General features: G+C 61.7%; 21 protein-coding genes. 5 read left to right on the forward strand and 16 right to left on the reverse strand.

Annotation, left to right across the window (positions count from 1 at the left end; all coding sequences use genetic code 11):
• Positions 1–71 precede the first annotated feature (71 nt).
• Positions 72–1181 (forward strand): glycine cleavage system aminomethyltransferase GcvT, encoded by a 1110-nt coding sequence (gene gcvT, locus F0M18_RS09545; RefSeq protein WP_149611205.1) that lies wholly within the window; start codon positions 72–74, stop codon positions 1179–1181.
• On the opposite strand, the gene F0M18_RS09550 is transcribed toward gcvT, so the two are convergent.
• From F0M18_RS09550 to F0M18_RS09595, 10 genes are all read right to left on the reverse strand, one after another.
• Entirely contained in the window at positions 1153–2220 is a 1068-nt protein-coding gene (locus F0M18_RS09550; protein WP_149611206.1) for a BatD family protein, read from the reverse strand. The genes gcvT and F0M18_RS09550 overlap by 29 nt on opposite strands.
• Positions 2217–3857: a vWA domain-containing protein gene (locus F0M18_RS09555; protein WP_149611207.1), complete on the reverse strand. Its 1641-nt coding sequence runs from the start codon at positions 3855–3857 to the stop codon at positions 2217–2219. The genes F0M18_RS09550 and F0M18_RS09555 overlap by 4 nt, the downstream gene beginning before the upstream one ends.
• Positions 3847–4839, reverse strand: a complete 993-nt coding sequence (locus tag F0M18_RS09560; protein ID WP_149611208.1) for a vWA domain-containing protein — start codon at positions 4837–4839, stop codon at positions 3847–3849. The genes F0M18_RS09555 and F0M18_RS09560 overlap by 11 nt, the downstream gene beginning before the upstream one ends.
• A complete protein-coding gene (locus tag F0M18_RS09565) occupies positions 4832–5329 on the reverse strand; it encodes a DUF4381 domain-containing protein (protein WP_149611209.1) in 498 nt (165 codons plus the stop codon). Before F0M18_RS09565 ends, F0M18_RS09560 begins: the two co-directional genes overlap by 8 nt.
• Positions 5326–6264, reverse strand: a complete 939-nt coding sequence (locus tag F0M18_RS09570) for a DUF58 domain-containing protein (RefSeq protein WP_149611210.1) — start codon at positions 6262–6264, stop codon at positions 5326–5328. Before F0M18_RS09570 ends, F0M18_RS09565 begins: the two co-directional genes overlap by 4 nt.
• A 3-nt stretch (positions 6265–6267) precedes the next feature.
• Entirely contained in the window at positions 6268–7236 is a 969-nt protein-coding gene (locus F0M18_RS09575) for an AAA family ATPase (protein WP_394349398.1), read from the reverse strand.
• Positions 7237–7334: 98 nt separating this feature from the next.
• Positions 7335–7886 carry an HNH endonuclease gene (locus F0M18_RS09580; protein ID WP_149611212.1) on the reverse strand — a complete coding sequence of 184 codons (552 nt, stop codon included), beginning with the start codon at positions 7884–7886 and terminating at the stop codon, positions 7335–7337.
• Positions 7887–7972: 86 nt separating this feature from the next.
• Positions 7973–9208 (reverse strand): putative bifunctional diguanylate cyclase/phosphodiesterase, encoded by a 1236-nt coding sequence (locus tag F0M18_RS09585; protein WP_149611213.1) that lies wholly within the window; start codon positions 9206–9208, stop codon positions 7973–7975.
• Entirely contained in the window at positions 9205–10392 is a 1188-nt protein-coding gene (locus F0M18_RS09590) for an HD-GYP domain-containing protein (RefSeq protein WP_149611214.1), read from the reverse strand. The genes F0M18_RS09585 and F0M18_RS09590 overlap by 4 nt, the downstream gene beginning before the upstream one ends.
• Before the next feature lie 140 nt (positions 10393–10532).
• Complete coding sequence (locus tag F0M18_RS09595) at positions 10533–11147, reverse strand: fumarylacetoacetate hydrolase family protein (protein WP_149611215.1); 615 nt, start codon at positions 11145–11147, stop codon at positions 10533–10535.
• A 111-nt stretch (positions 11148–11258) separates the two neighbouring features.
• On the opposite strand from F0M18_RS09595, the gene F0M18_RS09600 reads away from it, so the two are divergent.
• On the forward strand, positions 11259–11663 hold the full coding sequence (locus tag F0M18_RS09600) for a DUF1761 domain-containing protein (RefSeq protein ID WP_149611216.1): 405 nt from the start codon (positions 11259–11261) through the stop codon (positions 11661–11663).
• Positions 11664–11671: 8 nt separating this feature from the next.
• Here F0M18_RS09600 and F0M18_RS09605 read toward each other — a convergent pair whose 3' ends face one another.
• The 4 genes from F0M18_RS09605 to F0M18_RS09620 form a co-directional block, all read right to left on the reverse strand.
• Positions 11672–12379 carry a PaaI family thioesterase gene (locus F0M18_RS09605; protein WP_149611217.1) on the reverse strand — a complete coding sequence of 236 codons (708 nt, stop codon included), beginning with the start codon at positions 12377–12379 and terminating at the stop codon, positions 11672–11674.
• Between the two features lie 111 nt (positions 12380–12490).
• Positions 12491–13081 carry a 2-hydroxychromene-2-carboxylate isomerase gene (locus F0M18_RS09610; RefSeq protein WP_149611218.1) on the reverse strand — a complete coding sequence of 197 codons (591 nt, stop codon included), beginning with the start codon at positions 13079–13081 and terminating at the stop codon, positions 12491–12493.
• A gap of 9 nt (positions 13082–13090) precedes the next feature.
• A complete protein-coding gene (locus F0M18_RS09615; RefSeq protein WP_149611219.1) occupies positions 13091–13816 on the reverse strand; it encodes an SDR family NAD(P)-dependent oxidoreductase in 726 nt (241 codons plus the stop codon).
• Positions 13817–13886: 70 nt separating this feature from the next.
• Positions 13887–14957: a dienelactone hydrolase family protein gene (locus F0M18_RS09620; RefSeq protein ID WP_149611220.1), complete on the reverse strand. Its 1071-nt coding sequence runs from the start codon at positions 14955–14957 to the stop codon at positions 13887–13889.
• Between the two features lie 255 nt (positions 14958–15212).
• Between F0M18_RS09620 and F0M18_RS09625 the strand changes: the two genes are divergently transcribed.
• The gene (locus F0M18_RS09625; RefSeq protein WP_149611221.1) at positions 15213–16442 is read left to right on the forward strand and encodes an alpha/beta hydrolase family protein; all 1230 of its coding nucleotides are present in this window, start codon (positions 15213–15215) and stop codon (positions 16440–16442) included.
• 212 nt (positions 16443–16654) lie between these two features.
• Here F0M18_RS09625 and F0M18_RS09630 read toward each other — a convergent pair whose 3' ends face one another.
• Positions 16655–17455 (reverse strand): thioesterase family protein, encoded by an 801-nt coding sequence (locus tag F0M18_RS09630; RefSeq protein ID WP_149611222.1) that lies wholly within the window; start codon positions 17453–17455, stop codon positions 16655–16657.
• A 55-nt stretch (positions 17456–17510) separates the two neighbouring features.
• Entirely contained in the window at positions 17511–18374 is an 864-nt protein-coding gene (locus F0M18_RS09635) for a DMT family transporter (protein WP_149611223.1), read from the reverse strand.
• Between the two features lie 161 nt (positions 18375–18535).
• On the opposite strand from F0M18_RS09635, the gene F0M18_RS09640 reads away from it, so the two are divergent.
• Entirely contained in the window at positions 18536–19378 is an 843-nt protein-coding gene (locus tag F0M18_RS09640) for a TauD/TfdA dioxygenase family protein (protein WP_149611224.1), read from the forward strand.
• 44 nt (positions 19379–19422) lie between these two features.
• Positions 19423–19863, forward strand: a complete 441-nt coding sequence (locus F0M18_RS09645; protein WP_223177947.1) for a hypothetical protein — start codon at positions 19423–19425, stop codon at positions 19861–19863.
• The last annotated feature ends 10 nt before the right edge of the window (positions 19864–19873 follow it).

Below are 19873 nucleotides of genomic sequence, written 5' to 3' on the forward strand. Positions count from 1 at the left end.
CGGCAAGTCGCCTTGCAGCGCCTGCTCATGCTGGGTAGAGTTGCGCTTCCCCCACTTTTTCGGAACCGCCAATGAGCCTGTTGACCACCCCACTGGATACACTGCACCGAGAGTTGGGTGCAAAAATGGTGCCTTTTGCCGGCTATGACATGCCGGTTCAGTATCCGGACGGCATCATCAAGGAGCACCTGCATACGCGTGCCGCGGCCGGCCTGTTCGATGTCTCGCACATGGGGCAGGTGGTCATTGAAGGCCCGGGGGCGGCCGCCATGCTGGAGGGTCTGGTACCGGTTGATATCGAGGCACTGGAAAACAACAGGCAGACCTATGCCCTGTTCACCAACACGCGGGGTGGTGTACTGGATGATCTCATTATCACGCGTTGGGCGCAGGACCGCTTTTTCCTGGTGGTGAACGCCGCGTGCAAAGCACAGGACATCGAACATCTGCGCGCGCATCTCAGCGGCCAGTCCCTGCAGGTGCTGGAGCAGCAGGCATTGCTGGCACTGCAGGGCCCACGCGCACGCGAGGTGATGAGCGAGCTTTGCCCTGAGGCGGCGAAGCTGGTGTTTATGCAGGGTTGCCATACCGCTATTGACGGGGTGGATGTGTATATCACCTGCTCCGGATATACCGGGGAGGACGGTTTTGAGATATCAGTGCCCGCGGCGGAAGCCGAGGCTCTGGCACGCAAACTCCTGGCCTGGGAGCAGGTGGCACCAGTAGGCTTGGGTGCCCGTGATTCTCTCCGCCTGGAGGCGGGGCTGTGCCTTTACGGCAATGAACTGACCGAGGACATTGACCCGGTGCAGGCCGGGTTACTGTGGTCGATCAGCAAGTCGCGCAGGGAAGACGGCGAGCGTGCCGGCGGCTTTCCCGGCGCGGATGTCGTGTTCGAGCGAATTCGCAATCGCCCTGCCTTGCGTCGCGTGGGGCTGAAAGTAGAGGGCAAGCGCCCGGTGCGCGCTGGCCAGGCCGTCACGGACGCTGACGGTAACAAGGTGGGCGAGGTGTGTTCGGCCGGTTATGGTGCCAGTGTCGGTGGCCCCGTCGCCATGGCCTATGTGCAGCGGACTGTCGGTGAGCCGGGCACGGCGCTGGCCGTTGATGTACGCGGCAAGCCGGTATCGGTTACTGTGGCGCGGATGCCCTTCACTCCGCAGCGCTATTATCGGGGTTGAGCCGCTCCGGTAGTGCCGGCCTGCGCAGGTCCTGCACCTGCCGCCACAGCCGCAGCGCAGGGGCACGGTAACGCCCGAGCAGGCGCCAGGGGCGAAAACGCAACAGCAGCCAGCCGAGTAGCGCGACCAGTGCGACGCTGGCCCCAAGCACAATAAGATTTTGTCGCTGTAACAGCACCGGTGGGTCAGCGCTGGCACCAACGGCGCCGCCTGCGACCTCAACCTGCAACGCTGGCAGTGACAGCAGTTCCAGTTCGCCGGTAGTCGTATTCCACCAGAAGAAATCCTGCTGTGGCAGCAGGTAGCTGCCGGGTTTTTCGGCGACGTAACTGATCTCCTGTACGCGGCTGGCAGTGATTTGGCCGCGATTGGTGCTGTTTTCCAGCTCTGGCGGTGCCGGGTAGGCAGCGAGCCCGGAGACCGGATCCTCCGCAAACGCCGGCAGCATCATGGCCTGCACATCTCTGGCCGTGAATTCGATGCGCCTGGTGAAGGCGTCGCCGGCCTGCAGCGCGTCGATGCTGCGATCGACGCTCTGGCTAACGCTGAATTCGGGTGCGGCCACCCAGAAAGGAGCCTGCTCCAACTCTGCCGGCAATGACACTGTGAAGCTGACCGCCGGCGCCTCCAGCTCGCCGCTCAGGTTGCCGGCGTCGCCGCCATTTACCTGCACCGTCATGGCGATAGCAGGAATCGTGAATTCCCCGGCGCGCTGTGGGTATACATCCAGCGCCCAGCGCTGGATGACCCAGGTCTGCCCGCCGCGGGTCTCGCTGGCGTTGGCCGCAAACTGTTGTGTTTGCAATATCACCAGCCCGGGTATTTCGGGGATGCGAATGCGGGTGCCGCCGGTAAACCAGTTTTGCGTGGCCACCTCAACCACCAGTTCTGCCCGCTGTCCCGGTACCAGCAGTCCACTGTCCATGCTGCTGTTGACGCTGAGTTCGCCAGCGCGCACCAGTGCCTGCAAATCATCGTCGCCGAGTGCGGGGAACACCGCGGCGAGGGCGAGAATGCAGAACAGCAGCTGGCGCATCATGGCTGCTCCCGGCGCTGCAACTGCATGCTGAACTTGGTGGCGAGGAAGTTGGCCGGATCCTGCTGCACACCGCGCAGCCACATATCACGAGTGGCCTGGCTTTCCAGGATTTCCTCGGCGGTGTACTGTTTCAGTTCGATCTGGTCGAAGCTGATCTTCTCCGCACCCTCGGCGGGGATGGCATCGTCGCCACCCATTTGTTTTTCCTCGCTGCTGCCCTCTTCACCCTGCTGTGACTCGCTCATGCGGTTGATCTCGTCGATGACGGCCTGCACCGTGTCGCGGTTTTCGCGGGCGCCCGGGTAGTCGGGGTTGCGCGCCAGCAACTGGTCATAGCGTTTTACCGCCCGCAGGAAATCCCTGGCATGGGCGCGTGCGTTGGCTTCATTGAACAGGGCGTCATCACTGTCAGTACGGGAGAAATACTCCGCGGCCTCCATGAAATCCTCGTTGTAATAGAAAGCGATGCCTTTCCACATCGGGTCCTGGAAATGCCGGGCAGCGGCGCGGTAATCGCCGCGCTGCAAAAGCCACCGGCCCTGCTGGTCAGGCGTCATCCACAGGTCTGCAAACCACTGGCCAAACGAGAATCCAGCATCTGTGGTTGCGGCAGGCTGGTTGGGATCCTCTGCGGCCATACTGTGATCGGGCGTGCCCCATAACAGTACCGGCACCAGCAGCCAGGTCCAGGTCAGGGTCCAGCCCTTACGGAACCACATCAGGAATAGCGCCAGACACAGGAAAACCAGCGGGTAGCCACCGTCCAGCCATGGCAGCGCATCGTCGTCGATGATCACGTAATGGCTTTCCACGCGGCGCTCCAGCGCACGCACGTCCTTGTCGTCCACGGTGAGGCTGAAATAGTGGCCGCCGCTTGCCCTGGCCAGTTGCTCGAGGTTGCGACGTTCGAGCGGGATCAGCCCATCCTCGTCGCGCTCCGAGCCTACCCCGAGCACCAGCAACTGGTGCTGCCGGGCGTCAAAATAGCCAGCAAACGCGGCCAGGCTGTCGGCGCCCAGCCCGTCCGTGAGTAACACCACCGATGCAGGCGCGGTGGTATCGCGCAGGATTTCATCCACCAGTGGCAGGGCGTATTCGGGGAACTTGCCGGGCCTGGGCATCATCTGAGGGGTAATTGCGGCAAGGTACTGGTCGAGAATCTCGCGATCCGCTGTCAGGGTGAGCACCGTATGTGCGCTGCCCGCGTAGACCACCACGGCCGACTGCTTGTCCGGGCGCAGTGCCAGCAGGTCGGAGGCCTTTTGCTTGGCCCGCTGCAGTCGCGAGGGCTGGATGTCTGTCTGCTCCATGGAAGACGATACATCCACCAGCACGACCATCGCCGCCTCATCCTGGCTCAGCGGTGATGGTTGCTGTCGCCAGCTGGGCCCGGCGACGATGAGGGTCATCGCTATGGTCAGCGCCACGGTAAAGGTGGTCGGACTCAGCCAGCGGGATTCTGTGCGATCCAGCCGCAGGTGCTCCAGCAGGTGGGGGGCGATGATGCCGCCAAACATGTCTTTCTGCTGCTGCCGTTTGAGCAGCATGACGACCAGCCAGAGACCGGGAACCAGCAACAGCAACGCCCAGGGCCTGAGCAGGTGAAAGTGCTCCAGCGCAGCGAGGTCAGGCAGCATCAGCAGCCCTCCTGGCGCGCGCCGTGATCAGCGCCATGGTGACGTGGTAGAGCAGGTATAGCACCATGGCCAGCGCTACAGGCAGCCAGTGCAGGCTTTGCCTGGGGCGGAAACTGATGCTCTCATAGAGCTCCGGTTCCAACTCGCCGATCGTCAGGTAGGCGTCACGCATCTGCTGCTGGTCCAGGGCTTCGAAGGAGCGCCCTCCGGTCAGTTCGCTGACCCGCCGGATCGTCGCCATGTCCAGTGCGTCCTCGCCTACGGTGGTGGGGTCACCGATGGCGATGGTATAGATGCGTACGTCATAACTGGCCGCCACCTTGGCCGCGTCTACCGGTGGCACGGTGCTGCCGGTGTCGTTGCCGTCCGTCAACATGATCAGCACGCGATTGTCAGAATCGCTCTGGGTGAACTGGCGGATGGCCAGGCCGATGGCATCGCCGAAAACCGTGCTTGGCCCTGCCATGCCAATTTCAGTCTCGTCCAGCAACTGCTGCCAGACCTGGTGGTCGTCTGTAAAGGGTGTCTGCAAATAGGCAGCGGCGCCAAATACAATCAGGCCGAGACGGTCCGAGGCGCGCCGATTGGCGAGATCGGCCAGCACGCGCTTCACTGCCTGCAGACGATTCACGCTGCTGCCATCGGGCAGGGTGAAGTCCTGTGCTTCCATGGAGCCGGACAGGTCTACCGCGATCATCAGGTCGCGACCGGATTTCTGTTGTTCAATCGGTGGGCCGATCCACTGTGGCTTTGCCGCGGCCAGCACCAGGCACAGCCAGGTCAGGTTGACCAGCAGCCGCTGCAAGCGATCACGGCGCAATACGCGCGCTCCCTGCTCCGGGCGCTGCTCACTCAGTTCTACCAGCTTCCTGAAGAAGGGCACACGCACCGAATCGCGGCTCTCCTTATATGCCGGCAGCAAGCGCATCAGTAGCGGCAGTGCCAACAGCAGTAACGCGAACGGGTAGGTCAGCTCAATCATCGAAGCGATTCTTGTGTTGTGTCACCCAGTCCAGGCTCGCGCGCAGCAACCGCGAGCGCGCATCCGCCTCCACGCTGGCAGTCCGGTAGACAGTGTCCTCCAGCAGCTTGCACTCGTGCTCATCGAAGGGCGGCGAGTCGCACTGGCTGTTCAGGAAGCCGGTCCAGGCGGTACCGGAAAGGCTGGCCACCTGCTCCCTGGAAAAGGCTTCCATCGCGGCAAGCTTCAGCAGCCGGTTGATTTCTACCACGGCGTTTTCCGCATTTTCCGCCGCGCGCAATCGACGCAGCGCCTCGCTTCGATAGCGGTTGTGATACCAGTGCCGGGCCCGGCGCGCCAGCCGGCGCCCGAGTATGACCAGCAGTGCCGCCGCGACCAGGTACCAGCCGGGTGTTTGCGGCAGCCAGTCGATGGCCGGTGGCGAGACCACTTCATTGAAATCGCCCAGTACATAGTTGCCGAAGATGTCTGGCAGTGCCGGCAGGCTCATCGCACTACCCGTTGGCCGCCCAGCTTTTCACGCAGCTGCTTTTCCGCCGGACGGGCGGTGTGTACCGGGACCACGGGGATGTCATGGCGCAGCAACTCGCTGCGCACGTGCGCCAGTGAGCTTTTGAAGCTGGCTTCGAAGCGCCCGCCAAGATCCTGGTGGGTCGGGTCAATTTCCAGCTGGTAGAAGCCGTCGCTGACCACCAGTTTGTCGGCGCGCGATATGTCCCGTTCCAGCGGGTCGTAAACCAGGCAGCTGATCACGTCATTGTGTTGCGAAATGCGGCGAATACTCTGCAGTGTCCTGTCATTCCAGCCATGGAAATCGGATACCAGTACCACGAGGTAATCATGGCTTACCATGCGCTGTGTTGCCCGCAGTGCCTCCTCCAGTGCCTCCGGCCGGCTGTCGATGCCGGAGTTGACTGACAGTGCGTTATTCATATCAGCGAGGTCGCCGAGCCACCCCATCACCTTCTTTTCACTGCGTGCCGGGCGAGCCTCTGCCAGCCGCTCATCATTGAACACAATAGCGCCTATACGATCGCCCACACCCAGGACTCGCCATGCTGTAATCGCCGCCACCTCGGCGGCAATAACCGACTTCATCTTGTATTCGCTGCCGAAAAACATGGGCAGGCGCTGGTCCACCACCACGATGACCGGGCGGTCGCGCTCTTCGGTATACACGCGAACGTGGGGCTTGCCCGTGCGGTTGGTTACGCGCCAGTCCATGGTGCGGATATCATCACCCGGGCGATAGTGTCGCAGTTCATCGAAGTCCAGCCCGCGGCCGCGCAGCTTGGAGCGTTTGCGCCCCGCCAGCAGTGATCGCACTGGCTGCTGCGGCAAATAGCTGAAACCGCCCGCGGTATAGCGCAGCCTGACCAGCGCGTGCAGGTTGGTATAGATCTGTTCGCTATCCGGGGTGCTCACGGTTCAGCCCACGGCGACCTGGGTGATAATTTCATCGATGACCTGGTCGGGTGAGATGCGGTCAGCCAGCGCATCGTAACTGAGGATCAGGCGATGGCGCATCACCGCGTGCAGTACCGAACGCACATCTTCCGGGGTGACGTGATCACGACCCTCCAGCCAGGCGCTGGCCCGGCTGGTGCGATGCAGGGCGATGGTGGCGCGGGGGCTGGAGCCGGTGTCGATCCAGGCGCCCAGCTTGTCCCCGAACAGGTCGGGCTGGCGGGTAGCCATCACCAGGTCAACGATATATTGCTCAACCGGTTCGGCAATCGTCATGGCGCCAATAACCTCGCGGGCTGCGAAGATGTGTTGCTGGGATATCTGTGTCAGTTCTTCCTGCTGGTGGGCCTCCTCCTCCTGCAGCATCTTTACGATAGCCAGCTCCGCTTCCGTGTCGGGGTAGTTCACGGCGATTTTCATCAGGAAGCGGTCCATCTGCGCTTCCGGTAACGGGTAGGTGCCTTCCTGCTCGATGGGGTTCTGTGTTGCCAGCACCATGAATAATTCGGGCAGCGTGTAGGTCTTCCCGGCCACCGTGACCTGGCGCTCCTCCATGGCTTCCAGCAGCGCCGCCTGTACCTTGGCCGGGGCCCGGTTGATTTCATCGGCGAGCACCAGTTCATTGAATATGGGACCCTGCTGGAAGATCAGTTCCGATACGCCCTGGTTGTCCTGGTAGACCTCGTTGCCGGTCACGTCAGAGGGCAGCAGGTCGGGGGTGAACTGGATACGTCCCAGGCTTGCCTGCAGCACCCGCGAAAGGGTCTTGATGGAACGGGTCTTCGCCGTGCCGGGAAGACCTTCCAGCAGCACATTGCCGTTACATAGCAGTGCCAGGGTCAGAGTGCGTACCACTTCTTCCTGGCCTATCACCGACCGGGACATCTGCTGCATCATTGAGTGAACGGCATTCAGGTCTTCAGTGGACAAGGTCAAACTCCTCATTTGGCTTGAAGTGCGTGCCGGGTGCGCGCAGCACAAATTATAGTGGGTCTGGCGAGATAACCAGAACAGTTAACGCCAGTGTTTCAGTGGGCCCAGTCGCGCTGGGCCCTGAACTGCTGGGACAGGTAGTCCATCTGGTCAGCGAGGATGCGCTCCTTGGCCAGGAAATGCCACTCGTGGGAGTTGGGGCGAAACGGCACCGCCAACAGGGGCATGCCGGCTTCCTCCGGGGTCAGGTTGTCTTTCTGCCAGTTGCAGCGACGGCAGGCTGCCACCACGTTCTCCCAGCGGTCGCGACCGCCCCGGGATGTCGGTAGCACATGGTCACGAGTCAGTTCCGAGCGACTGAACTGGTTGCCGCAGTACAGGCAGCGATGATCATCGCGACGGAACAGGGTGCGGTTGCACAGGGGTGGGGTAAAGCCGCTGACGACCTTGCCGGAGATGGCGATAATGGGTTGCATGTCGATGCGGGAGCGCACGCCGGTGACGCGCTGGATGCCGCCAAATACAGGGGGTAGGGTATCCCCGATGCCCCAGATAACATCGCCTTTGGCGTAGGCAGAGATTGCCTCGTTGACCGTGATCCAACCCCGGGGCTGCCCGGCCATATCCAATCGCAGGATCGCTTGCATTGGCTCCCACTCACGAACTCAGTGGTTACGCTACTGCAAAACCGCGACAACTACAATCGCCCCGCCCGCTATCCGGTGCGCCGGGGTCAGTTGATCGGGTGGCTGTATACCTCTTTCCTGGCTCCGTGCGTGGGCCGCTGGATGCCGTAGCTGGCCTCGAAGGTGTCCACTTCCAGTGGCCTATCGAAGAAAAAGCCCTGCAGGATGTCGCAGCCCAGTTCCTTGAGTCGCTCGGCGATGGCGCCGTCTTCTACACCTTCAGCCACGACGCGCATGGAAAAGTTGTGTGCCAGGTCAATTACAGCCTTGACGATGGCGTGGTCCTTGCCGCATTCGAGCATGTTCTGGACGAAGCACCTATCGATCTTGATCTCGTCCACGGGCAGATCGCGAAAGTAGGACAGTGAGGAGAAGCCGGTACCAAAATCGTCCAGGGAAATCTTGACCCCGGTATTCCGCAGTCGTGCCAGTTGTTCCAGCATCATGTCCTGCTCATCCACCATAACCCGCTCGGTAACCTCCAGCACCAGTCGCCCCGGCATGACTTCGTAAATATCCAGTGCGTCTGCGACCACGGTCAGGATCTGGTCATCCAGCAACAACTGCGGTGCAATATTCACCGCGATACTCAGTTCCTCGGGCCAGCGTGCCAGTCGTGCCACCGCATTCTTGATGGCCCAGAAGGTCATCGGGCGGATGACTTCGTTGGATTCGGCCACTTCAATAAATTCGCCGGGAGGAATAATGCGGTTATCGCGGGTATGCCAGCGCATCAGTGCTTCTGCACCCGCCAGGGTGTGGTACATGGTGTGAATCTTGGGCTGGTAATAGAGCCGCAGTTCGCCGGCGCCAACGGCGTTCTCCAGGTGTTTCAGCAACTCCCGCTCGGCGTCTGCCCGGGTGACTTCCTCCGGTGTGTACACGTCGAACAGGCGCGAGGTCTTGCGCGCCTTGCGCAGGGCCTTCTTGGCCTGGCGCAGTGCCAGTTCCATGTCCTTTTCGGGATCGTCCACCTGGGTGAAGCCGGCCTTTATGTTCAGTTCAACCGGGTTGCCGAACTGGTAGTGCGGTTCGGCGAACAGGCGCTCCAGTTTGGCGGCGGCGAGTTCCAGTTCACTGCGCGTGGTAATACCCCGGAGCACCACGCAGTAGCTGTTTTCTTCCACCTTTTCCCAGCGGTCCCGGCTCCGCACCCAGTCTTTCAGGCGCTGCTGGAAGGCGCGCTGCAGGTCACCGAAACCCAGTTTGCCGTAGCGATCCATAAGGTCTTCGGCGTCGGCCAGCTCAACCAGCCCCACGACATTGTGATAGGCCGTTCTCATATAAAATACTCTTCACTGTTCACGTCGTAGCTGCCGGGGAGGAGTTCGCGGATGATCCAGCGCTCCATTGGCGATTCCCGGTCCTGGTTGGCGAGGTCGACGATTTCCAGCGGATCCTTGCGCACCTTCTCGCTGTCCAGCACGACCACGATCTCCGGTTTCAGGCGCCGGGTATCGTTCTGGCGGGAAACGATGGCCACTTCATGAGTATTCAGCTCCACCAGTGTGCCAGTGGGGAACAAACCGATGGCCTGGATGAATTGCTCCACCAGGGAGTCCTGGAACTGGGTGCCCTTGCCATCCAGCAATTCCAGCACTGCCTCGTGCGATGTGCGTGCGGGCGCCCAGGGGCGAGGTTTGATCATGGCGTCATAGGTATCGACCAGGCCGGCGATGCGCGCCAGCAGGGGAATGGCGCCGCCGCGCACGCCGCGCGGGTACCCGGAGCCGTCCATGCGTTCATGGTGGTTCTCGATGATCGCCAGAACTTCAAAGCTGATGCGGGTGGACTCCGAAACCAGTTCCGAGCCGACGATAGGGTGGGCGCGAATGATGCGTTTCTGGTCGCTCGAGAGTGCGCCTTCCTGCATCAGCAGATCTGCCGGCAAGCGGGTCATGCCGATGTCACACATGGCGCAGCCCAGGGCCAGGGTTTCCAGCTCATCCTTGTGCAGGCCGATCTGGCGGCCCAGTATGGAAGCCCAGGCCGCCATGGAAATGCCGTGCTCGAAGCGGTAATCGCCGCTCTCCTTCAGGCGTAGCAGTGCGCCAACGGCTTCCTGGTTGCGGAACACCGATTCGATAAGCGGGTTGATCGAGTCCTGCACCACTTCGATGTCGGTGCCGCGCCCGGCACGCAGTGAAGCGAAGACCCTGTCCAGCGCCTGTCCGGCATTGTCGAAGCAGACTCGCGCTTCCGCCATGTCGGCCTTGAGTTCCAGCCGGTCGCGCTTGGCCTCGTTCTCGAAGGTAGGGGCTGTATCCAGTGACGTGAACCTGCGTTGGGCCTTGTACTCGGCATCGACATAGACGTGTTCGACATACCGCGACACATAATGCGCGTCGGCCGGGTCGCGCACCACGAAGCCCTGCAGCGCAAACGGCGTCTCCAGCCAAGGCCGGTCCAGCTCGACAACGAACATGCCGGGCTCCAGACTGGCTGCAGGTATCTTGACCAGACGCATGGTTTTTTTCCCTCAGGGCGCAATAACTGACCCTGAAAGGCTATGTCCAATGCTCGTGCGAGTCGACCTAAGACAATGAAAATGTAAAGATTTTCACCTCGCGGTGGATGAAAATGTGATGCGGTTCGCGTTTGCCGTGCTTATTCGGCCTGCCAGGTGCCGGAGGTGATGACCTGGTCACCACACAGCACCTCGCCAGCGAAGCGGTCCTGCGCATTCACCTCACCGACCCCGGCCGGTGTGCCGGTCATGATGATGTCGCCATCTTCCAGTGTCGTGAAGCGTGCCAGCTCTCCCAGGATGATGTCCGGCGGATAGAGCATCAGCTCAACGCCACCCTGCTGGCGCAACTCGCCATTGATATGCAGGCGCAGGGACAGCTTGTCGGTCCCGTTCTCCAGCCGGGTGAATGGCGAGAACAGGGCGGCGCCGTCAAATGCCTTGGCCCGCTCCCACGGCAGCCCTTTTGCCTTCAGTCTGGCCTGCAGCTGGCGCCGGGTGAGGTCCAGCCCGAAGCCGGCGGCTACAGCGCGGCCCTGTTGCACCAGCAGGGCGATTTCACCCTCGTAGTGCAGCGTTTCCCCGCCTGATCCGGCGTGCAGGGTCTCCCCGATCGCGGAGTTGGGTTTGTTGAACACCACCATCTCTTCCGGGACCTCGTTGCCGAGTTCCTCAATATGCGCCACATAGTTGCGACCGATACAGACAATTTTTGAAGGTGTGACAGCCTTGCCATCAACGAGCACAGTATTCATGCGTGGGCGTTTCCTCGGGTCCGGGCGGCCAGTATACCCGCGCACGCTGGAGCGTCGAGATTCCTGTGCTAGGCTGCTTCAACAAGGCTAAAAAGAACAGGAGGGTGCAAGATGAGTCTGGCAGACGTCAATTGGATCGCGGTACTGGTATCCGCTGTGGCCGCTTTCGTGTTGGGAGGGCTCTGGTACGGGCCGCTGTTCGGCAAGACCTGGCAAGGATTTGTGGGCCTGTCGGATGAGGATCTCGCCAGCAAGGGCCACCCCGCAGTGATCATGGGCAGCGCATTCTTGCTGACCGTGGTGCAGGCTGCTGTGCTGGGTGCGACCCTGCCGGCCGGCGCAGGCGTGGCGGGCGCTGTCGGTCATGCGCTGGTTATCGCTATTGGTTTCGTGGCCACCGCTTTTGCCGTGAACTACCTGTTCTCCCGACATCCGCGGGCGCTGTACGGCATCGATGCGGGTTACAACGTGCTCCAGTTCGCGATAATGGGGGCAATACTCGGCGTTATGGCCTGACCGGGAGTTCAGCCCCGGTCACTGGCGGGCGGTGAAAACACCTCTTCAGGCCGGGCCTGTGCTTCCAGTGAGTAGATACCCTGCCGGGGCTCGACGAAAAGCGCGTTGCAGCTGGCGGTAAGTGCATCGCCGGCATACATTTTGCCCTCCATGAAGGTCTTGCGACCTTCTGCGGAGGTAATGCGGGCTTCCAGCTGAAGGTCGGTGGTCAATGGCGTGCGCTGGTGATAGTCAACGTGAAGATAGCCGGTCATACCCGGCCGTTTGCCGAGTTTCTGTGCAAAACCCATGAACTGGTCGAAAATGGCCGCTACATAGCCACCGTGGACGCTGCCGGGGGGGCCCTCATAGGCCCAGCCGCAGAAACAGTGGCCGTAGGCCACGTCTCCCTCAATGCGCGTGGTCACGGGCGGCGCCAGTGGGTTGCTGTATCCGGCCAGTGGGTTCAGCTCATGGCTGACCTGCCCATAGGAGCCGTGCTCGCCTGACCTGATCCAATCCAGCCGGCCGTAAACCCGCGGCGAGGCGGCGAAATCAGCGGCCGTGGTCTCCAGCTGTTCGGCGATGTCATGCATCTTGGAGGTGTCCGGCGAACTGGTGACCAACACTTCAGTGAGCAGGCGCACTGCCGCTGCTACGCGGCGCTTGGCCTGCCATTCGTCATTGAACGCAGGGGTGATTTCTTCGCTGGCAAAGGGGTTTTTCAGTTCATTCATGCGCAGTTGTCCGCTGTTGACGCGCGCCAGTGTACTGCAAAGCAGGGTCAAGCGTGGTTTAGTTAGTCAGGCTTGCCGCGCTGGCGCTGGCAGACTGCGACAGAGCGCAACTCAGGTCTGCAGCGCTTCCTCGATAAAATCCAGGCGGTCCTGGCCAAAAAACATGTCATCGTCGAGGAAAAAGGTTGGCGCGCCGAAACAGCCGCGTGCAACAGCCGCTTCGGTCGCCTCAACCAGCTTCGCCTTGATCTCGGGGGCCTGGCTGAGCTCAAGCAGTTGCGCGCTGTCGAGGCCCGCTGCCTCGAGGGTGGCGGTGACCACCTGCGGGTCGCCCATGTCTTTCCCGTCCACCCAGATGGCCTTGAACACTGTGTCCAGGTAGGGCGCGAGGCAACCGAGTTGTTCAGCCGCGATGCAGCCTCGCATCAGGTTAAGCGTATTGATGGGGAAGTGCGGGTTGATGTTCAGGGGCACATCGTAGCGGCGGCTGAAACGCGGCAGGTCGTGTTGCAGCATGTAGGCGCCCTTGGCGGGTATTGCCACTGGCGAGGTGTTCGCAGTGGCCTTGAATACTCCGCCCAGCAGCATTGGCCGGTAGTGCACGCTAAGCGGGTAGCGCTGACAGAGCTGCCCCAGGCGACAGTAGGCCAGGTAGGCGGTGGGGCTGCCCACATCAAAATAGAAGTCCAGCTGTTTATTCATGTTGTTCTCCTACCAGCGCTCCATCCAGGGGCGCAGGTCCAGTTCGAATGTCCAGGCGTTGCGCGGTTGCTCGTGCAACATTACATAATTTGCGGCGAGATCGTCCGGGTTAACGATGCCGTCTTTTTCTTTCAGTGCAGCGGCGTCGGCAAAGTTCTCGGCGATCCAGGCAGTGTCTACCGCCGCATCGATGACGATATGGGCCACGTGGATGTTCTGCGGCCCGAGTTCCCGCGCCATGCTCTGCGCCAGTGCCCTGAGGCCGTGCTTGGCGCTGGCAAAGGCCGCGAAGCCGGCAGCACCGCGCACGCTGGCCGTGGCGCCGGTAAACAGTATGCTGCCCCGACCTCGCTGACACATGTAGCGCGCCGCTTCGCGGCCGGTCAGGAAGCCGGCAAAGCAGGCCATCTCCCAGATCTTGGTAAATTTGCGGCTGTCTGTTTCGAGAATTCCCATGGGCACGTTGGCGCCGACGTTGAATACCACCACATCAAGGGCCCCGATTTGCTCCTCTATGCGGGCGAACAGGCCGGTGATAGCGTCCTCGTCGCGCGCATCGCAGCTGAAGGCGTGCGCGGAGTGCCCCGCAGCAGCCAGCGACTTAACCAGAGGTTGCAGTTTGTCGCCGTTGCGCCGGGCACCGCAAACCACAAAGCCATGTTCGGCAAACTTGCGCATGATCGCAGAGCCGATAGCATCACCCGCGCCCACTACCAGGGCCACACGGTCAGTCATGCTGGCTACTCCCACTCCAATTCCAATTTAGAACTAAATATAGCGGGCGTCGCTGCCAGCGCAAGTGAGGCTAGCGTATTGGCCCGCGACTGTGGGTGGTGCGCTGGCGGTGGACGCCAGGGGGATCACCCTCAGGGCCCAGCAATTTGCGCTCCAGAAACTCATAGATATCGCGGCTGAGAACATTCCGTCCTACCGGTGTCATGGACAGGAACGGCTGCCAGTGATTGTAAGGGTAGAGTATCCGCTCCGGCTTGCCGGTGGCCTCGTACAGGGCTGCGCGGGACGCGGCGGGAATACAGTCATCCTTGCTACTCTCAATGATCAGCGTGTTTTCTGCCCGATAGCGGCCGCGCCAGCGCCAGGGATCACCGTCACGCAACTTGTCGCGGAAAAACGCCCGGTACTCGTCCTGGGTCCAGCCGAGGCTGTCGCTCACCTGCTTGCGCATGTATTCCACAACCAGGTTGCACTCCGCCATCATGTCCCCCGGCCGCGCGCCGCCCAGCACATACACGGCGGTGTGTATGCGCGGATCGTTACCGGCCACGTTGGCGCCCACCAGTGCGCTCATGGAAAAACCGATAATGCCGATGCGACTGCTGTCTATTTCCGGGCGTGTTTCGGCCCAGTCAATCAGCCGGCGCGTGTCGATAGCGACGGCGCGGAAGCGATCTGCAGAGGTTTCCACCGCCTGGTTGAAGGCGGTTTCGTCGTCGATGTCGGCCAGTTCGAACCAGTCGAACAACGGGCCATCGCCCTGCATCCACAGGATGTTGGCGCCACCTTTTGAATGGCTCGCGAAGCCGTTGGCGATAACCGTGGACGGGAAAGTGTGGGTGGCCCAGATCGGTAACACGATAAGCAGTGGCTTTTTGCCGCTGGTGCTACTGCGGAAGTAGCGGGCATCAACCTGGTTCCCGGGCTGTCCGTTTTTTTCACTGGAGTCGAAACGCAGCCCCTCTACCCGGTATCCGGGAATCTGCTGGAAGGGGAGGGCATAGAATTCGGGTTCCGGTGTGGGCGCGCTGTAGTGGTAATAGCCGGTGTCGAGGCTGGCATGGACAGTGTGGGCAACCGGGGAGCCGTCGTAGGCCTGGTGCTGGTGCGCCGTACAGGCACTGAGCAGGAGTAGCAGCACCAGTCCGAGGCCGACGTGACCCGCGCAGTGTGATCTGCGCGGCGTTGCGCGGATGCACCGGCGATTGGCGGGCCTGCTGTTGCTGTGGAATATCAATGCGTGTGAGACCCGACTGGCCGGGGCTTCCCCTGTTGACTGTGCGTGGACATTATAGACGCGGTGGCAAAGGGGTGCGAAGGCACGGCCCTGTCGGCTTTTCGCCGGGCAATGCCATCAGTTACACTGGGTGCGATAAAAATACCTTAAGGGGACAGCATGTACGATATCGCCCGCACGGTTTCCAGGGTGGCCAATGAGACCTACAGCCATAGCCGCCGGATTATGCCGCCACAGCCCTGGTGGGAGCACCTGGAAAGCAGTTTTCACAAGTTCCCCGACGATTTCGAACTGGATCTGCGTACCGAACTGACCGTGGATGCGACCGCCGTGGGCGACCTGCTGCTGCGCACTACCGGCGCGGGCATGCTCAATGCACTGGCGCTGCCGAGCAGCCTGCAGCCGATGCAGTTGCAGCGCGATGCCCAAATGCGCCCCTATTACCAGCGCAAGGCCAACAAGGCCGACGCCGATGCTTTTTTCAAACGTCCCAACTCATCGCGGGTTGAGGTGAAGGAGTCCAGCGCGGGGCTGTTCCGCTTCAGGCCGAAAGACGGCACCTGTCGGCTGCTGAGTTTCGACAGTCCGTTTAAACCGGTGAACCCGAAGATGCGCGACAAGTATCCACGGCAGAAGCGCAATATGCGGGCGGTGGCGCAGCACTGGCGACATAATGATGGCCCGCGCCCGACCATCGCGGTGATACACGGGTTTATGGCGGACCCATACTGGCTGAATCGCATGTTTTTTGCGCTGCCATGGTTTTATCAGCAGGGCTACGACATTCTGCTGTATACGCTACCTCATCACGGCAGGCGGCAGTCGCGCCTGTCCCCGTTCAGTGGCCACGGTTTCTTCGCCAATGGTACCGCGCACATCAATGAGTCCTTCGCCCACGCCGTGCATGACTTCCGCATATTCCTGGACTACCTCGAGTCCGAGGGGGTGAGCAAGGTCGGGGTAACGGGTATCAGCCTCGGTGGTTACACGTCGGCCCTGTTGGCTTCAGTGGAGGAGCGCCTGGAATTCGCCATTCCCAATGTGCCGGTGGTGAGCCTTGCTGACCTGGTGCTGGAGTGGTTTCCCCTGAACCTGTCGATCAAGGCGATGCTGAAAGCAACCGGCACCAGCGTGCGCGATATCAGGCACGAACTGGCCGTGCATTCGGCGCTGACCTATCAACCCAAACTGCCGCGTGAGCGCCTGATGGTGATCGCCGGGGCGGGCGACCGGCTCGCGCCGCCCAAGCATGCCAGGTTACTCTGGGACCACTGGGAGCGGCCGCGCATTCACTGGTTTCCGGGTAACCACCTGGTCCACCTGGACAAGGGCAAATACCTCAGGGAAATGGCTGCCTTCATGCGTGAGATCGGCTTCAACCGGATGTAAATGGTGTGCAGCCGTGTTGTCATTCCCGCGCAGGCGGTGGGTCGCTATCACGGAATCCAGAGGATTCAGCCATTTAACTGGATCCCCGCCTGCGCGGGGATGACCTGGAGAGCCCGAAGCGACTAGTTCGGCTCTCGACTGAATCCCGCGGAGGCGGACCACCACCCATGCGGGAATGACGGTTGCGGTGCAGTACTCCGGTTTGCGGACGGTTACTGTTTGGACCTTGGGCGCGGAGTGAGCGCTAACTGACGAGACAGGGCAACCAGGCGCCCACTGCTGTCCCAGATTTCGCCGTCTTCCTCCAGTACGCCGCCGGTGACGAAGCGTGTGCTGAATTTGCAGCGCAACCAGCCCGGCTCGGGTACGCCGCGCACCTGCGTGGTCATCTCCAGTGTCGGCACCCAGGTCATCGGCAGTTTGGCGTTGAACACGGTAGGTGGGAAGGCGTCGGCTATCAGCATGAGGGCAAAAGCGTCTGCCGGTTCGTCTTCCAGGAGTCGAATCCAGCCGCGTACCACCGGTTGCCCGCTGGGTTGGCCACTGGAGAAGCCGGCGTCTTCCGGGTGCAGCCGCATATCCACCTGGCCCATCATCGGCGGCGGGAAGCCGCGCTCGTGAGGCACAACGCGTACACATTCATCCGGGGGCGGCAGTGTCGGTGGTTCTGCGTCAACCAGTACCTCACCGTCCACATTTTCGACATCCCCGAAGCTGCCCAGCAGTTCGATAATCTGCTTGTCCGGCCCGTGCATCGACGCGCGCACCGTAGTGAACGTGCGACCCTGCTTGATCACGTGGGGCGTTACGGAGATGTCGCCGACCTTGCCCGGTGACAGGAAGTGCGCGGTGACAGACACGGGATGTGGGCGGCTCGCGTCCGCCATGGCGCGCGCGCCAATCGCCATCAGGTAGCCGCCGTTGGCGTTACCGCGGATATCCCAGCCGGGCCGGATTTCGCCCACGTAGTGGTCGCCCGCCAGGCGCACCGCTGAATCCTTGCTGAACTTCATCACATTGGTCCTTGTCGCGTGCAGGGTTCTACTTTGAAACCATATTTCCGGCAGGTCAAATAGCCGCCCTGGCGCGCCGGTAGCGGTAAATCGACAGGCCACTACTTGCACCCAGCACGATGGCGCAGCCAATGAGCTTGTTGGGGGTGACTTCCTCACCCAGGAAAATCACGCTGCCCACCAGGGCGCCCGGGAGGTACAGGTAGTAGATCATGCTTGAATAAATTGCAGGCAGTTCCGTGCTCGCCTTTACCCACAACCCGTGGGACACCACCGTACACAGCAGTCCCAGTACCAGTAGCTGGTAAATGTCGGTGCGCGACAGATCCCAGTTTGCCTCGCCCCAGAACGGCAGGAACACCACCAGCGCAAAAAAGAACTGTGCCCAGGTGCGCTCGAGTGTGCCGACCGCCCGCGCTCGCTGGTGCAACAGGGGCATGGCCGCATAAAGCAAGGCGCTGAACAGTCCCACCGCGATACCCAGCGCAGTGTGGTTACCAAGGGAGAATTCCGGTGCCACGATGATGCAGCCGACAAAACAGGCCAGGATGGCCAGCCACTCTACCGGGGTAACGCGCTCACCATTGAAAATATAGGCCAGCACCAGGTACTGGCCGCTGTAGGTGATGATGGTAAGGGCGGCGATAGCGGCGGTGGCCAGTTTGATACTCATGAAATACGTCAACCAGTGCAGCCCGAAAACAGCGCCGATAACAAGCAACTGTAACCACTGGGTCGCTGACAGGCGCCGCAGGCGGTGGCGCAGCAGGATTACCGGCGTAAACGCCAGCACGGCAATACCGAGCCGGGCGATGCCCACGGCGTACTCGTTGGCCGCGGTAGACTTCACCAGCACAGGCACCGCGGACATGGTCAATACGGCGATGACACCGGTGAGTATGAGTTTTGCCTGTGGCATGGTGAGTCGGCGTCGCCGTTGCGCTGGGGGGTCGATGATAGCGCGCCCGCACAGCGGGGCAAGGGGAATGTCCTGACTACATGCCAGTGAATGGTTTACTACTGCCACGGCGGCCCTATACTCGGGTGCGAAGCAAGCTAACGAAAGACCTGGAGACTGCCATGACCCTGACCATTACGCCCAGCGGGCAGGCCTGTGGTGCGGAGGTGCGGGGAGTCGACCTGTCGCAGCCACTGAGTGCGCAGCAGGTGTCGGCCATCCGCGAGGCCTGGTTGCAGCACCTGGTGCTCGCCTTCCCGGAGCAGCAGCTCAGTGATGACGATCTCGAACGCTTCACCCTGTATTTCGGCCCATTCGGTGACGACCCGTTTATCGCGCCGGTGCCCGGTCGCGAGCACATCATTGCCGTGCAGCGCCGGGCGGATGAAACCACCTCCATTTTCGCCGAGCAATGGCATACCGACTGGAGTTTCCAGGCGCAGCCGCCACAGGGCACCTGTCTCTACGGCATTACCATTCCGCCAGAGGGCGGAGATACCCTGTTTGCCAACCAGGTCAGCGCACTGGCGCAGATGCCCGCCGCCATGCGCGCAAAGCTCGCCGATAAACAGGCCGTGCACTCTGCCGTGCTGGGCTACTCCCCGGACGGTGTGTTCGGCGAGCAGGACCGTGACTCCGGACGCAGCATGGACATTCGCCCGTCCGCCGAGGCCGCGGAGACGCACCTGCACCCCCTGATCCGCACCCACCCGGAGACGGGACAGCGAGCTATTTATGGCACCATCGGCTACATCATCGGTCTTGATGGCGTAGAGGGGGACGAGGAAATGGCGCTGCTGACGGAACTGCACGACTGGCAGACCCGAGAACAATTCCAGTATCGGCACCGCTGGCAGCCCGGCACGCTGCTGATGTGGGACAACCGTAGCGTGTTGCATCGCGCCACCGGCGGCTACGAAGGCCATGATCGATTGTTGCACCGCACCACCATCGGGGCTGCCTGAGCTTATCAGTGCAGCGCGATCTTTACAGGGGAACAGCAGAGCTGATGGCAGAGCAACAGGCAACAGGGATGGATGCATTCACCCGGCGTTATATCGCGATACTGGCAGGGGCCGTTCTGGTCGGCCTGCTGTGGTGGCTGCTAAGTGGCGATTCCCGCGTCAGTGAACTCAACGCCGGCCTGGCTGACGACGCTACCATCTCAGCGTATCCCTACCCGTTCCGGGTGTTGTCACTGGAGAACGGTGTCGCCAGAGTGAGCAGCCCGCGCTCCGCGCAGATGTCAGCGATCCAGGGCCTGCGCATCCTGTTCCCGGAACTGGTCAATGCCAGCGCTATCTCACCCGAGATGATGGCAGCGCAGGAGCAACTGGCTGCGGTGCAGTCCCGCGTCGGCACGGTCGTTGGCGAGCACCCCGACGTGGCCCGTGTACAGTGGGTCCTCGATGAGACCTGGCTGGCGCGTCACGGCGTGTATGTGCAGTAGCGAGGAAGCG

It is taken from the genome of Pseudohalioglobus sediminis, from assembly GCF_008370495.1.
Taxonomy (GTDB): Bacteria; Pseudomonadota; Gammaproteobacteria; order Pseudomonadales; family Halieaceae; genus Halioglobus.

Bases quoted from the DNA above. Each gene is read 5' to 3' on its own strand.
- F0M18_RS09560 (WP_149611208.1), bottom strand. From the start codon at position 4,839: ATGATTGAGCTGACCTACCCGTTCGCGTTACTGCTGTTGGCACTGCCG.
- F0M18_RS09600 (WP_149611216.1), top strand. From the start codon at position 11,259: ATGAGTCTGGCAGACGTCAATTGGATCGCGGTACTGGTATCCGCTGTG.
- F0M18_RS09555 (WP_149611207.1), bottom strand. From the start codon at position 3,857: ATGCTGCCTGACCTCGCTGCGCTGGAGCACTTTCACCTGCTCAGGCCC.
- F0M18_RS09640 (WP_149611224.1), top strand. From the start codon at position 18,536: ATGACCCTGACCATTACGCCCAGCGGGCAGGCCTGTGGTGCGGAGGTG.
- gcvT (WP_149611205.1), top strand. From the start codon at position 72: ATGAGCCTGTTGACCACCCCACTGGATACACTGCACCGAGAGTTGGGT.
- F0M18_RS09580 (WP_149611212.1), bottom strand. From the start codon at position 7,886: ATGCAAGCGATCCTGCGATTGGATATGGCCGGGCAGCCCCGGGGTTGG.
- F0M18_RS09625 (WP_149611221.1), top strand. From the start codon at position 15,213: ATGTACGATATCGCCCGCACGGTTTCCAGGGTGGCCAATGAGACCTAC.
- F0M18_RS09585 (WP_149611213.1), bottom strand. From the start codon at position 9,208: ATGAGAACGGCCTATCACAATGTCGTGGGGCTGGTTGAGCTGGCCGAC.
- F0M18_RS09565 (WP_149611209.1), bottom strand. From the start codon at position 5,329: ATGAGCCTGCCGGCACTGCCAGACATCTTCGGCAACTATGTACTGGGC.
- F0M18_RS09645 (WP_223177947.1), top strand. From the start codon at position 19,423: ATGGCAGAGCAACAGGCAACAGGGATGGATGCATTCACCCGGCGTTAT.
- F0M18_RS09595 (WP_149611215.1), bottom strand. From the start codon at position 11,147: ATGAATACTGTGCTCGTTGATGGCAAGGCTGTCACACCTTCAAAAATT.
- F0M18_RS09590 (WP_149611214.1), bottom strand. From the start codon at position 10,392: ATGCGTCTGGTCAAGATACCTGCAGCCAGTCTGGAGCCCGGCATGTTC.
- F0M18_RS09630 (WP_149611222.1), bottom strand. From the start codon at position 17,455: ATGAAGTTCAGCAAGGATTCAGCGGTGCGCCTGGCGGGCGACCACTAC.
- F0M18_RS09550 (WP_149611206.1), bottom strand. From the start codon at position 2,220: ATGATGCGCCAGCTGCTGTTCTGCATTCTCGCCCTCGCCGCGGTGTTC.
- F0M18_RS09610 (WP_149611218.1), bottom strand. From the start codon at position 13,081: ATGAATAAACAGCTGGACTTCTATTTTGATGTGGGCAGCCCCACCGCC.
- F0M18_RS09615 (WP_149611219.1), bottom strand. From the start codon at position 13,816: ATGACTGACCGTGTGGCCCTGGTAGTGGGCGCGGGTGATGCTATCGGC.
- F0M18_RS09605 (WP_149611217.1), bottom strand. From the start codon at position 12,379: ATGAATGAACTGAAAAACCCCTTTGCCAGCGAAGAAATCACCCCTGCG.
- F0M18_RS09635 (WP_149611223.1), bottom strand. From the start codon at position 18,374: ATGCCACAGGCAAAACTCATACTCACCGGTGTCATCGCCGTATTGACC.